The sequence below is a fragment of the Marinobacter bryozoorum genome (assembly GCF_023156245.1).
GTDB classification, from domain to species: Bacteria; Pseudomonadota; Gammaproteobacteria; order Pseudomonadales; family Oleiphilaceae; genus Marinobacter; species Marinobacter bryozoorum.
Map to the genome: position 1 here is coordinate 202,024 of NZ_JAKZAH010000002.1, position 18,449 is coordinate 220,472.

Below are 18,449 nucleotides of genomic sequence, written 5' to 3' on the forward strand. Positions count from 1 at the left end.
TCGGGGGCTGGCCCGGGGGCACGGGCGCCCCTTTCTTCGCCGCAATTCACGGCCCGTCCCTGGACCGGCCTTGCTCCGCGCCATCCCTGGCGCTGCTGCGAAAGGGCCGCCCGTACCCCCGGTCCGCCATACTACCTACCGCGCCTGTACGAACCCATTTGAGCATGACATGGCTACCTTCAATTACGGATAAGCCTATAACCGCTGGAACTATGCGACCGGTGTGTCGCCTGTGGCATACTCCCCGTGCTGAAACCCATAAAGAACAATCCACCAGCAAGGAACCGACTCATGAAACCGGAAACTCTGGCGCTGCATGCCGGCTTTAGCGGCGATCCGACCACCAAGGCGGCTACCACGCCCATCTACCAGACCACCTCCTACACCTTTGACGATACCCAGCACGGTGCGGACCTGTTTGACCTGAAGGTGCAGGGCAACATCTATACCCGCATCATGAACCCGACCAACGGGGTACTGGAAGAGCGCATGGCCCAGCTGGAAGGCGGCATTGGTGCCCTGGCGGTGGCATCCGGCATGGCGGCCATCACCTACGCGCTGCAAACCATCTGCACCGTTGGCAACAACATTGTCAGCACCGCCCAGCTTTACGGCGGCACCTACAACCTGTTTGCCCACTCCCTGCCCAATCAGGGCATCAGCTGTCGCATGGTTGCCCATGATGACTACGATGCCATTGAAAAGGCCATCGACGATCAGACCCGCGCCCTGTTCTGCGAGTCCATTGGCAACCCGGCAGGCAACGTGGTGGACATCCAGAAATGGGCCGACATCGCCCATAAACATGGCATTCCGCTGATTGTGGACAACACCGTAGCCACGCCGTTCCTGTGCCGCCCGTTTGAGCATGGCGCAGACATCGTGGTGCACTCGCTGACCAAGTACATCGGCGGCCATGGCACCACCGTGGCGGGTGTGGTTGTGGATTCCGGCAAGTTTGACTGGAAGGCGAACGAAGACAAGTTCCCCATGATGAACAAGCCGGACCCCTCCTACCACGGCGTGGTCTACACCGAGGCCCTCGGTCCCGCAGCCTTTATTGGCCGCTGCCGGGTGGTGCCGCTGCGTAACACCGGCAGCGCCCTGTCACCGTTCAATTCGTTCCTGATCATGCAGGGCCTGGAAACCCTGGCACTGCGGATGGAGCGTCACTGCGAGAACGCCGAGAAGGTGGCCCAGTACCTGGAAGATCACCCGCAGGTGGAGTGGGTCAACTACGCCGCCCTCCCCGGCAGCCCCTACAAGGCCACCTGCGACAAGATCTGTGGCGGCAAGGCCTCGGGTATCCTGAGTTTCGGCATCAAGGGTGGCCGTGACGCCGGTGCGAAGTTTATTGACGCCCTGCAGCTGATCTACCGCCTGGTGAACATCGGCGATGCCAAGTCCCTGGCCTGCCACCCGGCCACCACCACCCACCGCCAGCTGAACGCGGATGAACTCCGCAGTGCCGGTGTCAGTGAGGACCTGGTGCGGCTGTCCATTGGCATTGAGCATGTGGACGACATCATTGCCGACATTGACCAGGCGCTGAAAGCCGCCAGTTGATATCGTCGCCATAATGAAAAAGGGGGAGGCCGACCGGCCTCCCCCTTTTTTGTCAGTGGCAGAAACTCAGCTTTCCCGTGCCTCCTGCCAGGTCTTGAGCAGCTCCTCGTAAGGCACGGTTTCACCCTGGGGCTTCTCGTTATCCAGCTTCGGCTTGGGTGCGCCGGGCTGGTCCAGCCAGTACTGGGCGTCCCTGGGCTCGTTCAGCTTGGGACCACAGGTTGCCATCACGCTGGCCCGCTCCAGGCGCATCATGATGTTATCCTGGGCCTCCGCCAGGCCGTCCAGGGCTTCCTGGGGGCTGGCCTCACCACTGGCCGCCTGGGAGATATACTGCCACCACAGCTGCGCCAGTTTCGGATAGTCCGGCACGTTGGTGCCGGTCGGGCTCCACTGCACCCGGGCAGGGCTACGATAGAATTCCACCAGGCCACCGAGCCGAGGGGCCGCCTCGGTCATGGCATCCGAGTTGATATCGGATTCGCGTATCGGCGTCAGCCCCTTGAGGGTTTTCTCCAGGGATACAGTCTTGGCAACGGTGAACTGGGCATAGAGCCAGGCCGCCAGCCGACGTTCTTCCGGTGTGGAGTCGAGGAATGTCCAGGAACCTACGTCCTGATAGCCCAGCTTCATGCCCTCTTCCCAGTAGGGCCCATGGGGTGACGGCGCCATCCGCCATTTCGGGGTGCCATCCTCGTTTACCACTGGCAGGCCGTCTTCCACCATGCTGGCGGTGAAGGCGGTGTACCAGAAGATCTGTTGGGCAACGTTACCCTGGGCAGGTACGGGACCAGCCTCCGAGAAGGTCATGCCCTGGGCTTCCGGCGGTGCGTACTTCTTCATCCAGTCCAGGTACTTGGCGGTGGCATAGACCGCTGCCGGGCCATTGACGGCACCGCCGCGGGTTACGCTGGAACCCACCGGATGGCAGTCCTCCACACGAATGCCCCACTCATCCACCGGCAGGCCGTTGGGCAGCCCCTTGTCGCCAGCACCTGCCATGGAGAACCAGGCGTCGGTGAAGCGCCAGCCCAGGGAGGGGTCTTTCTTGCCGTAGTCCATATGGCCATAGACCTTCTCGCCGTCAATTTCCTTCACATGCTCGGTAAAGAACTCGGCAATGTCTTCGTAGGCGGACCAGTTAACCGGTACCCCCAGCTCATAGCCGTAGATCTTCTGGAACTGTTCCTTGAAATCTTCCCGCTCGAACCAGTCAGCCCGGAACCAGTACAAGTTGGCAAACTGCTGGGTAGGCAACTGATACAGCTTGCCATCCGGGGCCGTGGTGAAGTCCAGGCCGATAAAGTCGTCCAGGTCGAGCGTCGGCAGGGTCAGGTCCTTCGCTTCGTTATCCATCATGTCGGAAATGGGGACCACCTTGCCATAGCGCCAGTGGGTACCGATCAGGTCAGAGTCATTGATATAGCCGTCATAGATGTTGCGACCCGACTGCATCTGGGTCTGCAGCTTCTCGATAACATCCCCTTCCTGGATCAGGTTGTGCGTCAAGTTGATGCCGGTAATTTCCCTGAAGGCCTGGGCCAGCCGACTGGCCTCGTACTCGTGGGTGGCAATGGTCTCGGAGACCACGTTGATATCCATGTCGCGGAATTGCTCCGCCGCCCTGGCGAACCAGAGCAGCTCTTCCAGGCGCTCCTCCTCGTCCAGAGTAGACGTTGAGAACTCCTTGGCCCATTTGCGGGCGGCGTCCTCGTACTGGTCTGCATGGGCCAGTGAGACAGGGCCTGCTGCCAGGGCTGCGATCATCGCTCCCAGCAACAGTGTTGATTGCTTGTTGTTATTGAACATATCCAACCTCGTCTGTTCGTGTAAGAATCGAGTCAAAACTGCAGACTGACTGTTGTGATTGCCCCGGGCCGACCGTTGGCCTGACCGGGTCCTGCTCTTACATCGGGGAAGCCGGCTCCACCGGATCCCGTTACCCTGGTTACTCGATAGCTCCTTATAGGCACACCCTCCCTTTCGTTTATTCCTTCAGCCCCAGCGCAGCAGTATCAGCAGCCAGAGCACCGAAACAGCCAACGCAATCCAGAGCGACAGCTCAGTCAGGCCCAGAAATGCCAGGTGAATATAGGCGGCGGACAAAAGTCCGATAAACAGCCGGTCACCCCGGGTGGTGGCAATGGGAAGGAAACCCCGCCGCTCAATGCACGGGGACGCCAGCTCCCATACCGACATAACCACGAGGATGCAGGCGATTACCGCGAAGAAAATGGCAACCGGTTGGGTCCAGTTCATCCAGTCCAGCATCAGGCTTCCTCCCGTTATACGCGCCCCAGGGCAAAGCCCCGGGCCACGTGGTTGCGAACGAACCAGACCACCAGTACCCCGGGCAGGATGGTCAGCACCCCGGCCGCCGACAGCACACCCCAGTCAATGCCGCTGGCGCCGATGGTCCGGGTCATGATCGCCGCAATGGGCTGCGCATCCACCGACGTCAGGGTCCTGGCCAGCAGCAGCTCTACCCAGGAGAACATGAAGATAAAGAACGCGGTCACACCGATGCCGGAGCGGATCATGGGCATGAAGATCTTCACGAAGAACCGGGGGAAGCTGTAGCCGTCGATATAGGCCATCTCGTCATATTCCCGGGGCACACCGGACATGAAGCCTTCCAGGATCCACACCGCCAGGGGCACATTGAACAGGCAGTGGGCCAGCGCCACTGCGATATGGGTGTCAAACAGGCCAATAGAGGAATACAGCTGGAAGAAAGGCAGCAGGAACACCGCCGGCGGCGCCATGCGGTTACTCAACAGCCAGAAGAACAGGTGCTTGTCCCCCAGGAACCGGTACCGGCTGAATGCATAGGCCGCCGGCAAGGCCACCGTCAGGGTGATGGCCATGTTCATCAATACGTAGGTCATGGAGTTGATATAGCCGGAGTACCAGCTCGAATCGGTGAAGATCACCACGTAGTTGTCAAAGGTGAAATTCTGCGGCCACAGGGTCAGCCCGCTGAGGATCTCCCGGTTGGTCTTGAACGACATGTTCAGCAACCAGTAAATAGGCGTCAGCAGCAGGATGATGAAGACCGTGATGCCAATGCCCTTGGAGCGGGACCGTTCACGCATTGCCATGGCTTAACGCTCCTTGTCCATATGGGTGATTGCGGTAAAGAACAGCCAGGACACCAGTAACACGATCAGGAAGTACACCAGGGAAAAGGCCGCGGCACGCCCGAGATCGAACTGGCCCACCGCCATGGTGGTCAGGGTCTGACTGAGGAAGGTGGTGGAGCTGCCCGGGCCACCACCGGTGAGCACAAACGGCTCGGTATAGATCATGAAACTGTCCATGAACCGCAGCAGCACGGCGATGACCAGCACGTTTTTCAGGCGGGGCAGCTGGATATAGCGGAACACCGCCCAGCGGGACGCGCGGTCAATCTCCGCCGCCTGGTAGAACGCCTCGGGAATGGCCCGCAGCCCTGAGTAGCACAGCAAGGCCACCAATGGTGTCCAGTGCCAGACGTCCATCAACAGCACCGTCAGCCAGGCATCCACGGGGTCTCCGGTATAGTTATAGCTGAGCCCGAGCTCGTTGAGCCCCCAGCCGAACAGGCCGATATCACCCCGGGCAAAGATCTGCCAGATGGTGCCCACCACGTTCCAGGGAATCAGCAACGGAATCGCCAGCAGGATCAGGCACAGGGACGCGCGTATGCCCCCTTTCGGCATCATCAGCGCAATGCCGATTCCCAGCGGAATCTCGATAGCCAGGACCGCTGCCGAAAAACCGAATTGCCGCAATAGCGACGCCTGCAGGCGTTCGTCCCGCAGTACATCCCTGAACCATTCGGTGCCCACGTAATAGGCGTTACCTGGCCCAAAAATATCCTGCACCGAATAGTTCACCACCGTCATCAGTGGCACCAGGGCGGAAAAGGCCACCAGCAGCAGTACCGGCAGCACCAGCCACCAGGCACGGTTGTCCGGGATCTTTCTCATGGGGCCTCCCCTACCAGGTATTCATCCACGTACAGCTTCAGCCAGCGGGCCGGAAAGTGAAGGTGCACCTCCTGCCCCCGCTCAACCCGGGTGTCCTCCGACAGACGGACCTTGAGGCTCTGGCCCTCCAGCTGCGCGGTCAGGATCTGGTAGGTACCCAGGTCTTCCACATCTTCCACGGTGGCCGGGTGGCTATCCGGGGCCGGCTCTGTCAGTTCGATAAACTCCGGACGGATTCCCAGCCGCAGATTGTCGGACCCTGTTTCCGCCAGCCGCTTCAGCAGTCCTTCCGGCAATGGAAAGCGACTGCCGCCAAACTGAACGCCGCCCTCGCAGCGGGTCACGTCCATCAGGTTCATACCGGGGCTGCCGATGAAAAAACCCACAAAGGTATGGTTGGGGTTCTCGAACAACTCCGTGGGTGTACCAAACTGCACGATGCGTCCCTCGTACATCACCGCGATCCGGTCCGCGAAGGTAGACGCCTCCAGCTGGTCGTGGGTGACGTAGACCATGGTGATATCGAACTGCTCGTGGATCTGTTTAAGCTTGCGGCGCAGCTTCCATTTCAGTTGCGGGTCGATCACCGTCAGGGGTTCGTCAAACAGGATCGCCGAGACGTCCTCCCGAACCAGTCCACGGCCCATGGACACCTTCTGCTTCTCGTCGGCGGTCAGATTACGGGCCTTGCGACGCAACAGGGGCTCCAGTTCCAGGACGTCCGCAACCTCGTTGACCCGCTCCCGGATCTTTGCCTTTGGTAATCCGCTGTTGCGGAGGGGGAAGGCCAGGTTGTCGAACACCGTCATGGAGTCATACACCACCGGGAACTGGAATACCTGGGCGATATTGCGCTCCCGGGGCGAGAGATGGTTGACGGGCTTGCCATCGAACAGTACCTGCCCCTCCGAAGGCGCCAGCAGTCCCGAGATAATATTCAGCATGGTGCTCTTGCCACAGCCGGAGGGACCCAGTAGTGCATAGGCACCACCTCTCTCCCATACATGGTCCAGCTGACGTATGGCATAGTCTTCCGGCCCGGCGGGGTGCTTTTCGTAGCTGTGGGCCATGGCCTTCAGGGTGATCTCAGCCATGAACACCTCCGGTATCCGCCGGGGTGTGGACCAGGGCCTGGTGCTGGTCGAACACGAATAACCGGTTCATGGGCAAGTAGACGCTTACCGGGTCTCCCGGGTGCCGGGTATGCACGCCCAGCTCCTGGACCACCATGTCCAGCCCCCCGTTACCAATGTGGAGAAAGGTCTCCGAGCCACTGATTTCCGCCAGCTCAACCTCCATTTCAAGCGTCAGGTCATCCTTCCCTGCCGGGGATAATCCCACGTGGCTGGGGCGGATCCCGAACAGGTACTCGCCTTCGGCCAGGCCCTCCAGTTCGCGGGTAAGGTCATGGTGAATATCCTCACCAAATGTCACCGAGCGACCACTGACCCGCCCTGGCAGCAGGTTCATGGGTGGCTCGCTGAACAGCTCCGCTGCCAGCGTATTCACCGGTCGGCGATAGACCTCCGCCACTGGCCCGTTCTGAACCACCCTGCCCTCGTGCAGCAATGTGGTAGTGCCGCCCAGCGCCAGGGCCTCGTTGGCCTCGGTGGTGGCATAGACCGCGATGCACTGGCGCTCCCGGAAGAGGTGGCGCAATTCCGAACGCAACTCCTCCCGTAGTTTGTAGTCGAGGTTGACCAGGGGTTCGTCGAACAGGATCAGGGTGGCGTCCTTCACCAGGGCCCGGGCCATGGCGGTACGTTGCTGCTGCCCGCCAGACAGCTCCAGCGGGTATCGTGATAACAGGCTGTCGATGTGCAGCATGGCAGCGGTCTCCCTGACGCGCCGGTCCAGCTCCTGCCCTTTCATCTTTGCCAGCCGCAGGGGGGAGGCAATATTCTCGTAGACGGTGAGGTCGGGATAATTGATGAACTGTTGATAGACCATCGAGACGTTGCGTTTGCGCACACTCTGACCGGTTACATCCTCGCCGTTATACAGGATACGGCCGCTATCCGGCTGGTCCAGCCCGGCCATCAGGCGCATAAGGGAGGTTTTACCCGCCAGCGTGCGCCCCAGCAATACGTTGAACGACCCGGCCTCAAAGCTCAGGTCGGCATCACGGATGAAATCCACGCCATCCACAGCACGGGAGACGTTCTCCAGTTGCAGCGACATCCAGTTTCCTTCTTGTTTTTGTGCAGGGCTGCACTCCAGCCTTCTGCTGCCCCTGTGAAACAACCTTATATCCTTCTAGTACAGGGTCCGGATGTTCGCAAACAATCATGGCTATTTTCGTGATTTGTTAACGAAAAGGCGTCGAAGGCCTGGCTTCGCGCCAACTTACTGAAAACTCACACCTGGACCAGCAGTGGTTTATACTGCAGCGGGCACCGCCCTTTTCGCTGACGAACATCGGGAGCACCCATGCCACAAACCCGCCGCCAGGAGCAGATCCTGGAGCTGATCCAGCAACAGGGGTTCGCCACCACCGAACAGTTGGTGGACCACTTCCAGGTGACCCCGCAAACCATCCGGCGGGACCTGAACGAGCTGGCCAACCAGAACCGTGTCCGACGGCACCACGGCGGCGCCGGCATCGATTCCAGCACGGTGAACACGGCCTACCAGGCGCGCAAGATCATGGAGCTTGAGGCCAAGGAACGCATTGCCGCAGCACTGGTGGAAATGATTCCGGACAACGCCTCGCTGTTCATCAATATCGGCACCACCACCGAGACCATCGCCCGGGCCCTGCTGGTCCGGAACAACCTGCGAGTGGTGACCAACAATCTTCACGTGGCATCCATTCTCTCCGCCAGGGAGGACTTCACCATCATCATTGCCGGCGGCGAAGTCCGTAACCGCGACGGCGGCATCGTCGGGGAGGCTACCCGGGACTTTATCAACCAGTTCCGCATGGACTTCGGCATTATCGGCATCAGCGGGATTCACAGTGACGGCTCGCTGCTGGACTTCGACTACCGGGAGGTTCGGGTTGCCCAGGCGATAATCAGCAATTCCAGCCAGGTCCTGCTGGCGGCAGACCACACCAAGTTCGGCCGCAATGCCATGGTGCGGCTGGGCAACATCATCCAGGCAAACCATGTATTCACCGACCAGGCGCCACCGGAAGAAATCCGCCAGCTACTGACAGAACACCAGGTCAGCCTGCACGTTGTCTGAGTCGGCATAGGTACTTTCGTTATTTTTCGTTATTTTCCTTTACGAATATCACGAGCTTTTCCATACTCCATCCATTAATGCACACGTGGGGCAGAAGGAAGAGCGTGATGACCGGCAAACCGGAGAGTTATGACGTGGTCGTAGTGGGCGGCGGCGTGAACGGCACAGGGATCGCCATGGACGCTGCCGGTCGGGGGCTGGACGTGCTGCTTTGCGAAATGAACGACCTGGCCTCCGCCACGTCCAGCCGCAGCAGCAAGCTGATTCATGGCGGCCTGCGTTATCTCGAACACTACGAGTTTCGCCTGGTGCGCCAGGCCCTGGCCGAACGGGAAGCCCTGCTGGCCAACGCGCCCCATATCATGTGGCCGATGCGTTTTCGCCTGCCCCACCAGCCCCACCTGCGACCGGCCTGGATGATCCGCGCCGGCCTGTTCCTGTATGACCACCTGGCCAAGCGTGAACTGCTGCCCGGATCCCGGTCCATTACCTTTACCCCTGACGATCCACTGAAACCGGAAATCACCCGGGGGTTCGAATATTCCGACGGCTGGGTGGATGACGCCCGGCTGGTGGTGCTCACGGCCCGCAAGGCGGAACAGCTCGGTGCCCGCATTCAGACCAGGACCCGCTGCGTGCGGGCCGAGCGAAGCACTGATCACTGGCAGGTCACCCTGCTGGACACCCGGACCGGTGATTCCCGCGTGGTTCGAACCCGGGCACTGGTCAATGCGGCCGGCCCCTGGGTCAGTAGCCTGTTCGACAGCACCCTGGACCAGAAAGCCCCTCGCATGATCCGCATGGTCAAGGGCAGTCATATCGTGGTACCCCGACTCAACCGGGATGATGAGGCCTACATTCTGCAAAACGAAGACGAGCGGATTGTGTTTGTGATTCCCTACGAAGACCATTTCTCCCTGGTTGGCACCACTGACGTGGACTACGAGGGAAACCCGTCGGAAGCCACCATTTCGGAGGAGGAAACCCGCTACCTGCTCGATATCGTCAACCACTATTTCCGTCACCAGCTGACGCCGGAGGATGTGGTCTGGTCCTATTCCGGGGTAAGGCCGCTGATGGATGACGAGGAAGGAAGTGCCCAGAAGGCCTCACGGGACTATTCCTTCGAAGTGGACGCACCTGGCGGAAAAACCCCACTGTTGTCGGTCTTCGGGGGCAAGCTCACCACCTTCCGCAAGCTGGCAGAGGCAGCCACCGACCGACTCTGCGATTACTTCCCGGAAGCACGGGGGCACTGGACCCGGGACGCCGTCCTGCCGGGCGGCGACTTCCAGGGACAGCCTCGCCTGCAGGAAGCCCTGTGCCAGCACTACCCCTGGCTGCCCGGTCTGCTCGCCTCACGCCTGGTACGCAGCTATGGCACGGACAGTTACCCGCTACTGGGGGACAGCGCCCGCCTCGAAGATCTCGGGCGTCACTTCCTGGGCACCCTGTACGAGCGGGAGGTGGAATACCTGGTGCGCCATGAGTGGGCAGTGAACGCCGACGATGTCCTGTGGCGCCGCACCAAGCAGGGGCTCTACGCCACACAGGAGCAGGTGGACGAACTGTCGCGATGGCTGGAAATACGCACCGCTCAGTCAAGGGAACAACCTTGCACCTCAGGCCAACAACCGGTCTGACCTCGACCAAAGTGGCACCGGGATTTCCCCTATGCCGCTTGTATCCACTGGTCCGGGGCCTTACTCTTTACGTACCCGCATACACCTTCGCAAAGAGACCCCGGTTGCCATGAGCGACAACGCCAAACCCCGCGTAGTCAGCGGCTCGAAGTTCCGCAATGAACACGGATTCTCGGCCATCAAGGACGGCGTCAAGAAAACCGCCAGCGCGGAAACCCCTGTGCAGCGCAAACCCAAATGGCTCCGTGCCCGCATGCCCGGCGGTGAACGCTACGAAGCAGTTCGTCAGAACGTCAACGAGCATCGCCTGAGCACCGTATGCCAGGAATCCCACTGCCCCAATATTGGTGAGTGCTGGAACAACGGTACGGCCACTATCATGGTGATGGGCTCCGTATGCACCCGGGCCTGCAAGTTCTGTGCGGTAGACACCGGCAACCCAAGGGGCTGGCTGGACCACGAAGAGCCGGAAAACACGGCGAAGTCCGTAGAACTCATGGGCTTGCGCTACATCGTGCTCACCTCGGTAGACCGTGACGACCTGGACGATGGTGGTGCGGCCCACTACGCCGCCTGCGTCGCTGCCATCAAACAGCGCACCCCGGAAGTCGCCGTGGAAGCCCTGACCCCGGACTTCGATGCGGTCATGCCCCACGTGGAGAAAGTGGTGGATTCCGGACTGGATGTGTTCGCCCAGAATGTGGAAACCGTCAAACGCCTGACCCGCCGCGTCCGCGACCCACGTGCAGGCTATGAGAAAACGCTGAGCGTCCTCGCCCACGCCAAGCAGTACCGCCCGGACGTACTCACCAAGACCAGCCTGATGCTGGGCCTGGGGGAAACCGAGGAAGAAATCCTGGAGACCATGGATGACCTGAGGGCCATTGGCGTGGATATCCTCACCCTGGGGCAGTACCTGCGCCCAACACCCAACCACCTGCCGGTGGAGCGTTACGTCACCCCCGAAGAGTTCAACCGCTACCGGGACATTGGCCTGGAAAAAGGCTTTATGGAAGTTCCCTCCGGCCCCATGGTCCGTTCCAGCTATCGTGCCGACCGGGTATTTGAGAAGAATAACCTGGGACTGGCGGTACCTGCCGTCCCCCGGGACACCAGCGCCATCCCGGTACGCCAGGTGGACTGACGCCCAAAAACATCGCGCCAGCGGTTCCGCTACCGCTGGCCAGCACCAACCCCTGCCGCCTCAAGAAATACTCCCCTCCGCCGATACCTATTTGTAAGACATTGTCAAAGGTTTGCCCCGGACTGATCCGGAGCAAGTATCGCCCCCTGTCCCGGTGATATCTTCAGGAACCGATAGGTAACCCACCCACCACCGACACCGACGCTGGTGGGCCACGACAACAACAGGTTAACCATGCTGACGCTGCTCAAGAATGCCCGCCTGAAGTACAAATTCTGGCTGTTGAACATCATGGTCTTCGTGGTCATGTGCCTGCTGGTGCTCTACGCCATCAGCGATGTCGCAGACCGGACAGGCCAGCCTTTCATGACCGTATTCGCCGAGGCAGCGCCCGGGTATGCCGGCATCGTGGCGTTACTGATGCTGCTGGAGATGGCCGGCTCCCAGCTACTGATTTCCTTTATCGAGCGGCACGTCAACCGGCTCAAGAAAACCATGGTGTCAGTCCAGCAGTCCGGTGACCTCAACCAGCGGGCCAGCGTTGACTCCAGTGATGAAATCGGCGAGATGGCCGACGCCTTCAACGCCATGCAGCAACGCACCGGCGACGTGGTGCGCAACATGCTGGAGGCGATCCGTCGCCTGCACGAGGAAGTCCGGGAGCTGACCGCCGCCGCTGAACAGCGCCGTGACGAACTGACCCGGCAACAACAAGGTGCCGATCGTTCTGCCGAGACGGTCGAGGCCATGTTGCAGAGCTTCTCGGGCATTGCCGAACAGGCCGGTATTGCCAACACCCTGTCCCATGAAGCCAACCGTGCGGCCCGGGAAGGGCACGACCGGGTCACCCGGACAGCAGCGTCCATCGAGAAGCTGTCACAGACCGTCGAATCCTCGGCCGGGGCGGTGCAGGCCCTGGCGGGTAACAGCCAGGAAATCCGCCAGGCGGTGACCGAGATAAAGGGTATTGCAGAACAGACCAACCTGCTCTCCCTCAACGCCGCCATCGAAGCCGCCCGTGCCGGCGAACAGGGCCGGGGCTTTGCCGTGGTGGCCGATGAAGTGCGCAAACTGGCCCAGCGGGTGCAGGACTCCACCGACCAGATCCAGGGCACCCTGGACCGGCTCCTGGATGCCATGGCGGCCGCGGTTGACCAGATGACGGCCAGCTCGGAAGATGCACACCGCTGTGCCAGCGACGCCTCCGAGGGGCGCCAGGCGCTGCAGGACATCCAGGGCATGGTGGCCCGCATCGACGAGACCAACGAGCAGATTGCCCGGGTTTCCGCCGACCAGACCGCCGGCACCGATGCGGTCCTTGCGGACGTGCGGGGCATCCGCGAAACCACCGAAGGCATGGTCCGCGAACTGGCCAACAGCGCGGACATGACCCGGCGACTCAAGCAACTTATCGACTCCCTGGAAGAAGCATCCCGACAGGTGCGCGCCAGTTAGTGTTGGTGGCCCGGCCCAACGGGTCATTTAACGCTATTTTTCACAAAATTTTTCACAGTGTGGCAGACTTCGCAGTTCCTTCTGACCAGCGGAGTCTGTCACCCGATGCGTTCCCTCTACAGCCTCTATAATCGGCTGATTCTCAACCACCCCTGGCGGGTGCTGATCCTGTTTGCCATTGTGCTGGTCATCGCCAGCCTGAAACTGCACCAGTTCCGCCTGGACGCCTCCGCCGAATCCCTGGTGCTGGAGAATGACACCGCCCTGGAAGACTACCGCACGGTCAGCCAGCGCTTTGAAGCGTCCGATGATTTCCTGGTGGTGACCTACAAGCCGGACCGTGACCTGTTCAGCCAGCCGGCCATTGATACCTTGCGCAACCTGCGGGACGACCTGGCCGCCCTGGAGCCGGTGGGCTCCACCAACAGCATTCTCAACGTTCCCCTGCTCCACAGCCCTGAGCTGAGCACCGACACAGTGGACGAAGAGCTGCTGACGCTGGACCAGGACGACGTTCCACTGGACCAGGCCAGGGAATCCCTGCTCTCGAATCCGCTCTACCCCAACATGCTGATCAGCGAGGATGCCAGTACCACGGCAATCCAGGTCAACCTGCCAACACCCGACCGTTACTTCGAGCTGGTGGGCCTTCGCAATGACCTGCGGGAGCAGGCCCGGAATGGCGAGCTGGACGCACAGCAAAGGCAAACGCTGGAACAGGTCTCTGAGCAGTTCCGGCAACTGGCGGCCGAACTGGAAGCCGAGCGTGAACAGACCATTACCGACACCCGTGCCATCCTCGACCGTTACCGGGACAACGCCGAGATTCACCTGGGCGGCGTGCCCATGATCGCCTCGGACATGATCCGCTTTATCGAAAGCGACCTGTCCACCTTCGGCGTGGGAGTCCTGATTTTCCTGCTTCTGACCCTGGTAGTGATCTTCCGCCGCTGGCAGTGGGTCGTGGTACCCATCCTGTGCTGCGGGTTCACGGTATGGCTGGTGGCCGGTTACCTGGGCTGGGTGCAATGGCCGGTGACGGTGATCTCGTCCAACTTTATCTCCCTGCTCCTGATCATGACCCTGTCACTGACCATCCACCTGATGGTGAGATACCGGGAGCACCAGCAGTCCAACCCGGAGGATGAGCACCAGCAGCACCTTCGGGACACGCTCTCAACCATGGTGAAGCCCTGTTTCTACATGGCCCTGACCACCATGGTGGCCTTTGGCTCGCTGACCTTCTCCGGCATCCGCCCGGTGATCGACTTTGGCTGGATGATGACCCTGGGCCTGGCACTGGCCTTTGCGATCAGCTTCCTGGTGTTCCCGGTACTGGTCGCCCTGCTACCCGAGCCGGCGGTACGTCAGGGCCGCCCGGGCAGCCTGCCGCTGACCGACACCTTTGCGCGCATTGCCGAACGCTTCGGCGGTACGGTGCTCACGGGCTCGGTGGTGCTGGCAGTGCTGTGCATAGTGGGCATGGGCCGTCTGTCGGTGGAAAACAGCTTTATCGACTATTTCAAGTCCGACACCGAGATCCACCAGGGCATGGTGGTGATTGACCAGAAGCTCGGCGGCACCACGCCCCTGGATATCATCATCACTGACCTGGAACGGCCTGAGGATACCGAAAGCGATCCCTTCGCCAGTGACTGCGACCCGTTCGTGGAGGACTGCGAAGAGGGTGACCTGCGGGACACCTGGTTCACCTGGCAGAAACTGGATCGCCTGGAGCAGGTCCATGACTACCTGGCCGGCCTGCCGGAAACCGGCAAGGTACTATCCATCACCACCACCTTGCGCCTGCTCGCCGAGATCAATGGCGGTGAACCCCTGGATGCCATGGAAGTAGCCTTCGTGCCGGCCATGCTGCCTGAAGACCTGGCCCCTATCCTGCTCACCCCCTATATCAATGAGGAGCACCACCAGGCACGGATCAATATCCGCCTGATCGACTCCCTGCCGGACCTCAGAAGGGATGAATTGCTGGCCGAGATCCGCAACCACCTGACCGGTGAGCTGGGCTTTGAAGATAATCAGTTACTGTTCACCGGCATGACGGTGATGTACAACAACATGCTCCAGAGCCTGTTCGACTCCCAGATTCGCACCCTGGGCATCGTGTTCCTGGCCATCGCGGTCATGTTCGTGGTGCTGTTCCGCTCGCTGAAACTGGCGCTAATCGGCATTGCCCCCAACCTGCTGGCAGCGGGTTCCGTGCTGGGCCTGATGGGCTGGCTGGGTATTCCGCTGGACATGATGACCATCACCGTGGCCGCCATCACCGTGGGGATTGCCGTAGATGACACCATCCACTACATCCACCGCTTCGGAGTGGAGTTCGAAAAAGACCGGGACTACGTCGCCACCATGCACCGGTGCCACCAGAGTATCGGCCGGGCCATGTCCTATACGACCCTGACCATCATTATCGGCTTCTCGATCCTGGTGCTGTCCAACTTCCTGCCCACCATATACTTTGGCCTGTTCACCGGCTTTGCCATGTTCATGGCACTGATGGGCGCACTGATGTTGCTGCCGCGACTGATCCTGCTGGTGAAGCCGTTCGGTCCGTCTGCCAGTAACTGACAGGTATTAAAAAACCCCGGGCACCGCACGGTACCCGGGGTTTTCTGTTTCAGGTTACTTTCTGTCAGCTGGTACTCGGCTTGCCCTCCGGGGGCGGTGTATCGCCATTCTCCGTGTCCAGCATTTCGTCATGTTCGGCCATATCCCATGGCAGCTTGCCAGGCGAGATGTGGAGGAAGTGCAGGTAGTTCTCGAACTGATCGAGGATATCCTTGATCAGGTCGTCCTCCGTATAACCGAATACATCGTAGGAACGGCCGCCGCGACGCAGGAACACCTCCGCCCGATAGAACACCTCGGGCTGGTCCGGGTCCCGCTTGAGCTCGGCATAGACGAAGCCGGGCATGGGGTGCTCGGTGAGGCGGATATCGTACACAAAGTCCACATGGCCTTCCCGGTGTACCTGCAGGTGAGAACGCACATTGGCCTCGTCATAGGTGGCGGTTGCTTCCCAGCCCCGTTCCCGCATCTCGGCCTCAACCTCACGCATGGCGCCCATCACCTTGTCCCGGATAAAGCCGGTAACTTCCTGCTCGCCCGGAAAGTCCATGATCCCGGCCAGGCGGTGCCGCCACTGGGAGCCTGTCATATGACGATTGGTGGCCATGTGCGCCATCAGGCTGGTTTCCCGGTGCCCCTCGATAACCAGGGCCCGCCACATGCCGACCATGGCAATCAACATGATGATGGCAAACGGCAGCGCGCTGGCGATGGTCATTGTCTGCAAGGCATTGAGGCCACCGGCCAGCAACAGGGCCGATGCCACCACACCTTCGAGCACTGCCCAGAACACCCGCTGCCAGGCCGGGGTCTGCAGCGCACCACCGGATGCCAGGGAGTCAATCACCAGCGAGCCCGAGTCAGATGAGGTCACAAAGAAGGTAATGATCAGGAAGACCGTCACCAGCGAGATAAAGAAGGACCAGGGCAGCTGGTCAAACAGCTTGAACAGGGCCACGGCATGGTCATTCTGTACATCAGCGATCAGCGTGGTCACGCCCTCATTCATGATCAGGTTCAGTGCGGTGTCGCCAAAAATGGAGAACCACAAAAAGGTGAACAGGGACGGCACCAGCATAACGCCGACCACGAACTCACGGATGGTGCGACCGCGACTGATCTTGGCAATAAACAGCCCCACAAAGGGTGCCCATGCAATGGTCCAGCCGAAGATAAACAGGGTCCAGTTGCCGATCCAGTCACTGCGGGTATAGGCCTGCAGGTTAAAGGTCCGCTCAACGATACCGCTCAGGTAGCTGCCGGTATTCTGCAAGAAGGTTTCCAGGATCAGGATGGATGGCCCGACGATGAACACAAAGGTCATCAACAGAACCGCCAGAACCATATTCAGGATCGACAGGTTCTTCACGCCCTTGTCGAGACCGGCAACCACGGACACGGTAGCCGCAGCCGTAATCACCGCAATGGCGATAATCTGCACCGTGGTATTGACGGGAACATCTTCCCAGAGGTAATTGATGCCCGCATTGATCTGGGCCACCGACAAACCGAGGGTGGTGGCAATGCCAAACATGGTGCCGAGGATGGCGAACACATCCACGACGTGCCCCACCGGACCGTAGATTTTCTCGCCGATCAACGGATAGAGCGCCGAGCGAATGGACAGCGGCAACCCGTGCCGGAACGCAAAATAGGCCAGCACCAGTCCGACCAGGCCGTAGATGGCCCAGATATGGAAGCCCCAGTGGAAGAACGCAATCTGCATCGCCTGCTTGGCGGCATCGACCGTTTCCGCTGCACCGGCGGGTGGCGAGGCGTAGTGCAGTACCGGCTCGGCCACACCGAAGAACAGCAACGCGATGCCGTAACCGGCTGAGAACAGCATGGCGAACCACGCCGGAAAGCTGTACTGGGCTTCGGCGTGATCTGGCCCCAGCTTGATGTTGCCCCAGCGAGACGCAGCCACTGCAACAATGAACACCAGGAAAATCGCCACCGACAGCATATAGAACCAGCCGAAGGTATCGGTAATCCATGCCAGCACCGAGGCAAAGACCTCACCCGCCAGCTCAGGGTTCGAAATCGTCCCCACGACCAGCAGCAAGGACACAACTACCGCCGGAATGAACACCGGCGCAAGGATGGTCGACTGAAAGCCTTTTTTTTCTGCAATCATAATCAGGTCCATGGTTAGGCAACGAGCCAGGGCCTGGACTGCAGGTCCTGGCAAGGCCCGGTTCTCGAAAACTTACCGACATAACTATAGATCAGGCTACGCGTTGTGGATCACCTGATTTAATAACAGGCAACAAAAAAGCCGCATTCACCCTGACCGGGAATGCGGCTTTCCGTGCGGCCAACGCCGCCCTCGGCGGCGCGGTTAGCAGCGAGTTTACTGCATTTGCTGTTGCTGCTGCATCTGGCGCTGTTGCATCTGCTGCTGCATCTGGCGTTGTTGCTGCTGCATTTGACGCATACGCTCTTCCAAGGTGTTGCGCTGCTCATCGGTAAATACGCTGTCGATGCGGGCCTGCATCAGGGTGGAGATGGCAGTCATCTCGCCGTTGAGCTCACCCAGGCGAGCGGCATCGTCGCGGATCGCGCCTTCGTCATAGTCCGGGCCAATCTGCTCCTGCAGTTGCTGCTGTACTTCAGTCGCCTCGGCCTGGAGCTCCTGCAGCTCGCCCTGGGCTTCCTGCATGATCGCGCGGATGTCCGCCTCCTGATCCTCACTCAGGCCGACCAGCTCGGCAATCTGTGAAACCTGGTCCGGCTGCTGTTGCTGGGCCATGGCGAAACCGGCAAAGGTCATGGCAATCAGTGCGAGCGCGAAATTGCGAATAAGGGTCATGTAAATCTCCGTGGTAATATGAATCAATCATTACTGAATTGCATCGGAACACGCTCACCCTAAAGAAATCAACCGGC

14 protein-coding genes are annotated in these 18,449 nt (G+C 60.4%); 6 read left to right on the top strand and 8 right to left on the bottom strand.

The features are described 5' to 3' along the window. The first annotated feature begins 291 nt into the window (after nucleotides 1-291). Nucleotides 292-1,566 (top strand): bifunctional O-acetylhomoserine aminocarboxypropyltransferase/cysteine synthase, encoded by a 1,275-nt coding sequence (locus MLC59_RS02190; RefSeq protein WP_248230474.1) that lies wholly within the window; start codon nucleotides 292-294, stop codon nucleotides 1,564-1,566. A 66-nt stretch (nucleotides 1,567-1,632) separates the two neighbouring features. Here MLC59_RS02190 and MLC59_RS02195 read toward each other — a convergent pair whose 3' ends face one another. From MLC59_RS02195 to MLC59_RS02220, 6 genes are all read right to left on the bottom strand, one after another. Next, nucleotides 1,633-3,375 (bottom strand): ABC transporter substrate-binding protein, encoded by a 1,743-nt coding sequence (locus tag MLC59_RS02195; protein ID WP_248230477.1) that lies wholly within the window; start codon nucleotides 3,373-3,375, stop codon nucleotides 1,633-1,635. 186 nt (nucleotides 3,376-3,561) lie between these two features. Continuing rightward, complete coding sequence (locus MLC59_RS02200) at nucleotides 3,562-3,837, bottom strand: DUF2160 domain-containing protein (RefSeq protein ID WP_248230478.1); 276 nt, start codon at nucleotides 3,835-3,837, stop codon at nucleotides 3,562-3,564. 14 nt (nucleotides 3,838-3,851) lie between these two features. Beyond that, nucleotides 3,852-4,661 carry a carbohydrate ABC transporter permease gene (locus tag MLC59_RS02205; protein WP_248230564.1) on the bottom strand — a complete coding sequence of 270 codons (810 nt, stop codon included), beginning with the start codon at nucleotides 4,659-4,661 and terminating at the stop codon, nucleotides 3,852-3,854. A 9-nt stretch (nucleotides 4,662-4,670) separates the two neighbouring features. Then, entirely contained in the window at nucleotides 4,671-5,537 is an 867-nt protein-coding gene (locus tag MLC59_RS02210) for a carbohydrate ABC transporter permease (protein ID WP_248230480.1), read from the bottom strand. Then, on the bottom strand, nucleotides 5,534-6,631 hold the full coding sequence (locus tag MLC59_RS02215) for an ABC transporter ATP-binding protein (RefSeq protein WP_248230481.1): 1,098 nt from the start codon (nucleotides 6,629-6,631) through the stop codon (nucleotides 5,534-5,536). The genes MLC59_RS02210 and MLC59_RS02215 overlap by 4 nt, the downstream gene beginning before the upstream one ends. Beyond that, on the bottom strand, nucleotides 6,624-7,718 hold the full coding sequence (locus MLC59_RS02220; protein ID WP_248230482.1) for an ABC transporter ATP-binding protein: 1,095 nt from the start codon (nucleotides 7,716-7,718) through the stop codon (nucleotides 6,624-6,626). Before MLC59_RS02220 ends, MLC59_RS02215 begins: the two co-directional genes overlap by 8 nt. A 249-nt stretch (nucleotides 7,719-7,967) precedes the next feature. On the opposite strand from MLC59_RS02220, the gene MLC59_RS02225 reads away from it, so the two are divergent. The 5 genes from MLC59_RS02225 (at nucleotide 7,968) to MLC59_RS02245 (ending at nucleotide 15,560) form a co-directional block, all read left to right on the top strand. Next, nucleotides 7,968-8,726: a DeoR/GlpR family transcriptional regulator gene (locus MLC59_RS02225; RefSeq protein ID WP_248230483.1), complete on the top strand. Its 759-nt coding sequence runs from the start codon at nucleotides 7,968-7,970 to the stop codon at nucleotides 8,724-8,726. A gap of 107 nt (nucleotides 8,727-8,833) precedes the next feature. Next, the gene (gene glpD, locus MLC59_RS02230) at nucleotides 8,834-10,369 is read left to right on the top strand and encodes a glycerol-3-phosphate dehydrogenase (RefSeq protein WP_248230485.1); all 1,536 of its coding nucleotides are present in this window, start codon (nucleotides 8,834-8,836) and stop codon (nucleotides 10,367-10,369) included. A 109-nt stretch (nucleotides 10,370-10,478) separates the two neighbouring features. Continuing rightward, nucleotides 10,479-11,513: a lipoyl synthase gene (gene lipA / locus MLC59_RS02235; RefSeq protein ID WP_248230492.1), complete on the top strand. Its 1,035-nt coding sequence runs from the start codon at nucleotides 10,479-10,481 to the stop codon at nucleotides 11,511-11,513. A gap of 234 nt (nucleotides 11,514-11,747) precedes the next feature. Further along, nucleotides 11,748-12,968, top strand: coding sequence for a methyl-accepting chemotaxis protein (locus MLC59_RS02240; protein WP_248230493.1), 1,221 nt, complete (start codon nucleotides 11,748-11,750; stop codon nucleotides 12,966-12,968). Nucleotides 12,969-13,073: 105 nt separating this feature from the next. Beyond that, the gene (locus tag MLC59_RS02245; protein WP_248230495.1) at nucleotides 13,074-15,560 is read left to right on the top strand and encodes an efflux RND transporter permease subunit; all 2,487 of its coding nucleotides are present in this window, start codon (nucleotides 13,074-13,076) and stop codon (nucleotides 15,558-15,560) included. 64 nt (nucleotides 15,561-15,624) lie between these two features. Here the strand turns inward: MLC59_RS02245 and MLC59_RS02250 are convergent, their stop codons facing one another. Beyond that, entirely contained in the window at nucleotides 15,625-17,697 is a 2,073-nt protein-coding gene (locus MLC59_RS02250; RefSeq protein ID WP_248230500.1) for a BCCT family transporter, read from the bottom strand. Between the two features lie 216 nt (nucleotides 17,698-17,913). Beyond that, nucleotides 17,914-18,372 carry a Spy/CpxP family protein refolding chaperone gene (locus MLC59_RS02255; protein ID WP_248230502.1) on the bottom strand — a complete coding sequence of 153 codons (459 nt, stop codon included), beginning with the start codon at nucleotides 18,370-18,372 and terminating at the stop codon, nucleotides 17,914-17,916. Between the last annotated feature and the right edge of the window lie 77 nt (nucleotides 18,373-18,449).

Coding starts and splice junctions, on each gene's coding strand:
- MLC59_RS02215 (WP_248230481.1), bottom strand. CDS start 6,631: ATGGCTGAGATCACCCTGAAGGCCATGGCCCACAGCTACGAAAAGCAC.
- MLC59_RS02210 (WP_248230480.1), bottom strand. CDS start 5,537: ATGAGAAAGATCCCGGACAACCGTGCCTGGTGGCTGGTGCTGCCGGTA.
- MLC59_RS02200 (WP_248230478.1), bottom strand. CDS start 3,837: ATGCTGGACTGGATGAACTGGACCCAACCGGTTGCCATTTTCTTCGCG.
- MLC59_RS02250 (WP_248230500.1), bottom strand. CDS start 17,697: ATGATTGCAGAAAAAAAAGGCTTTCAGTCGACCATCCTTGCGCCGGTG.
- MLC59_RS02220 (WP_248230482.1), bottom strand. CDS start 7,718: ATGTCGCTGCAACTGGAGAACGTCTCCCGTGCTGTGGATGGCGTGGAT.
- glpD (WP_248230485.1), top strand. CDS start 8,834: ATGACCGGCAAACCGGAGAGTTATGACGTGGTCGTAGTGGGCGGCGGC.
- MLC59_RS02195 (WP_248230477.1), bottom strand. CDS start 3,375: ATGTTCAATAACAACAAGCAATCAACACTGTTGCTGGGAGCGATGATC.
- lipA (WP_248230492.1), top strand. CDS start 10,479: ATGAGCGACAACGCCAAACCCCGCGTAGTCAGCGGCTCGAAGTTCCGC.
- MLC59_RS02205 (WP_248230564.1), bottom strand. CDS start 4,661: ATGCGTGAACGGTCCCGCTCCAAGGGCATTGGCATCACGGTCTTCATC.
- MLC59_RS02190 (WP_248230474.1), top strand. CDS start 292: ATGAAACCGGAAACTCTGGCGCTGCATGCCGGCTTTAGCGGCGATCCG.
- MLC59_RS02225 (WP_248230483.1), top strand. CDS start 7,968: ATGCCACAAACCCGCCGCCAGGAGCAGATCCTGGAGCTGATCCAGCAA.
- MLC59_RS02245 (WP_248230495.1), top strand. CDS start 13,074: ATGCGTTCCCTCTACAGCCTCTATAATCGGCTGATTCTCAACCACCCC.
- MLC59_RS02255 (WP_248230502.1), bottom strand. CDS start 18,372: ATGACCCTTATTCGCAATTTCGCGCTCGCACTGATTGCCATGACCTTT.
- MLC59_RS02240 (WP_248230493.1), top strand. CDS start 11,748: ATGCTGACGCTGCTCAAGAATGCCCGCCTGAAGTACAAATTCTGGCTG.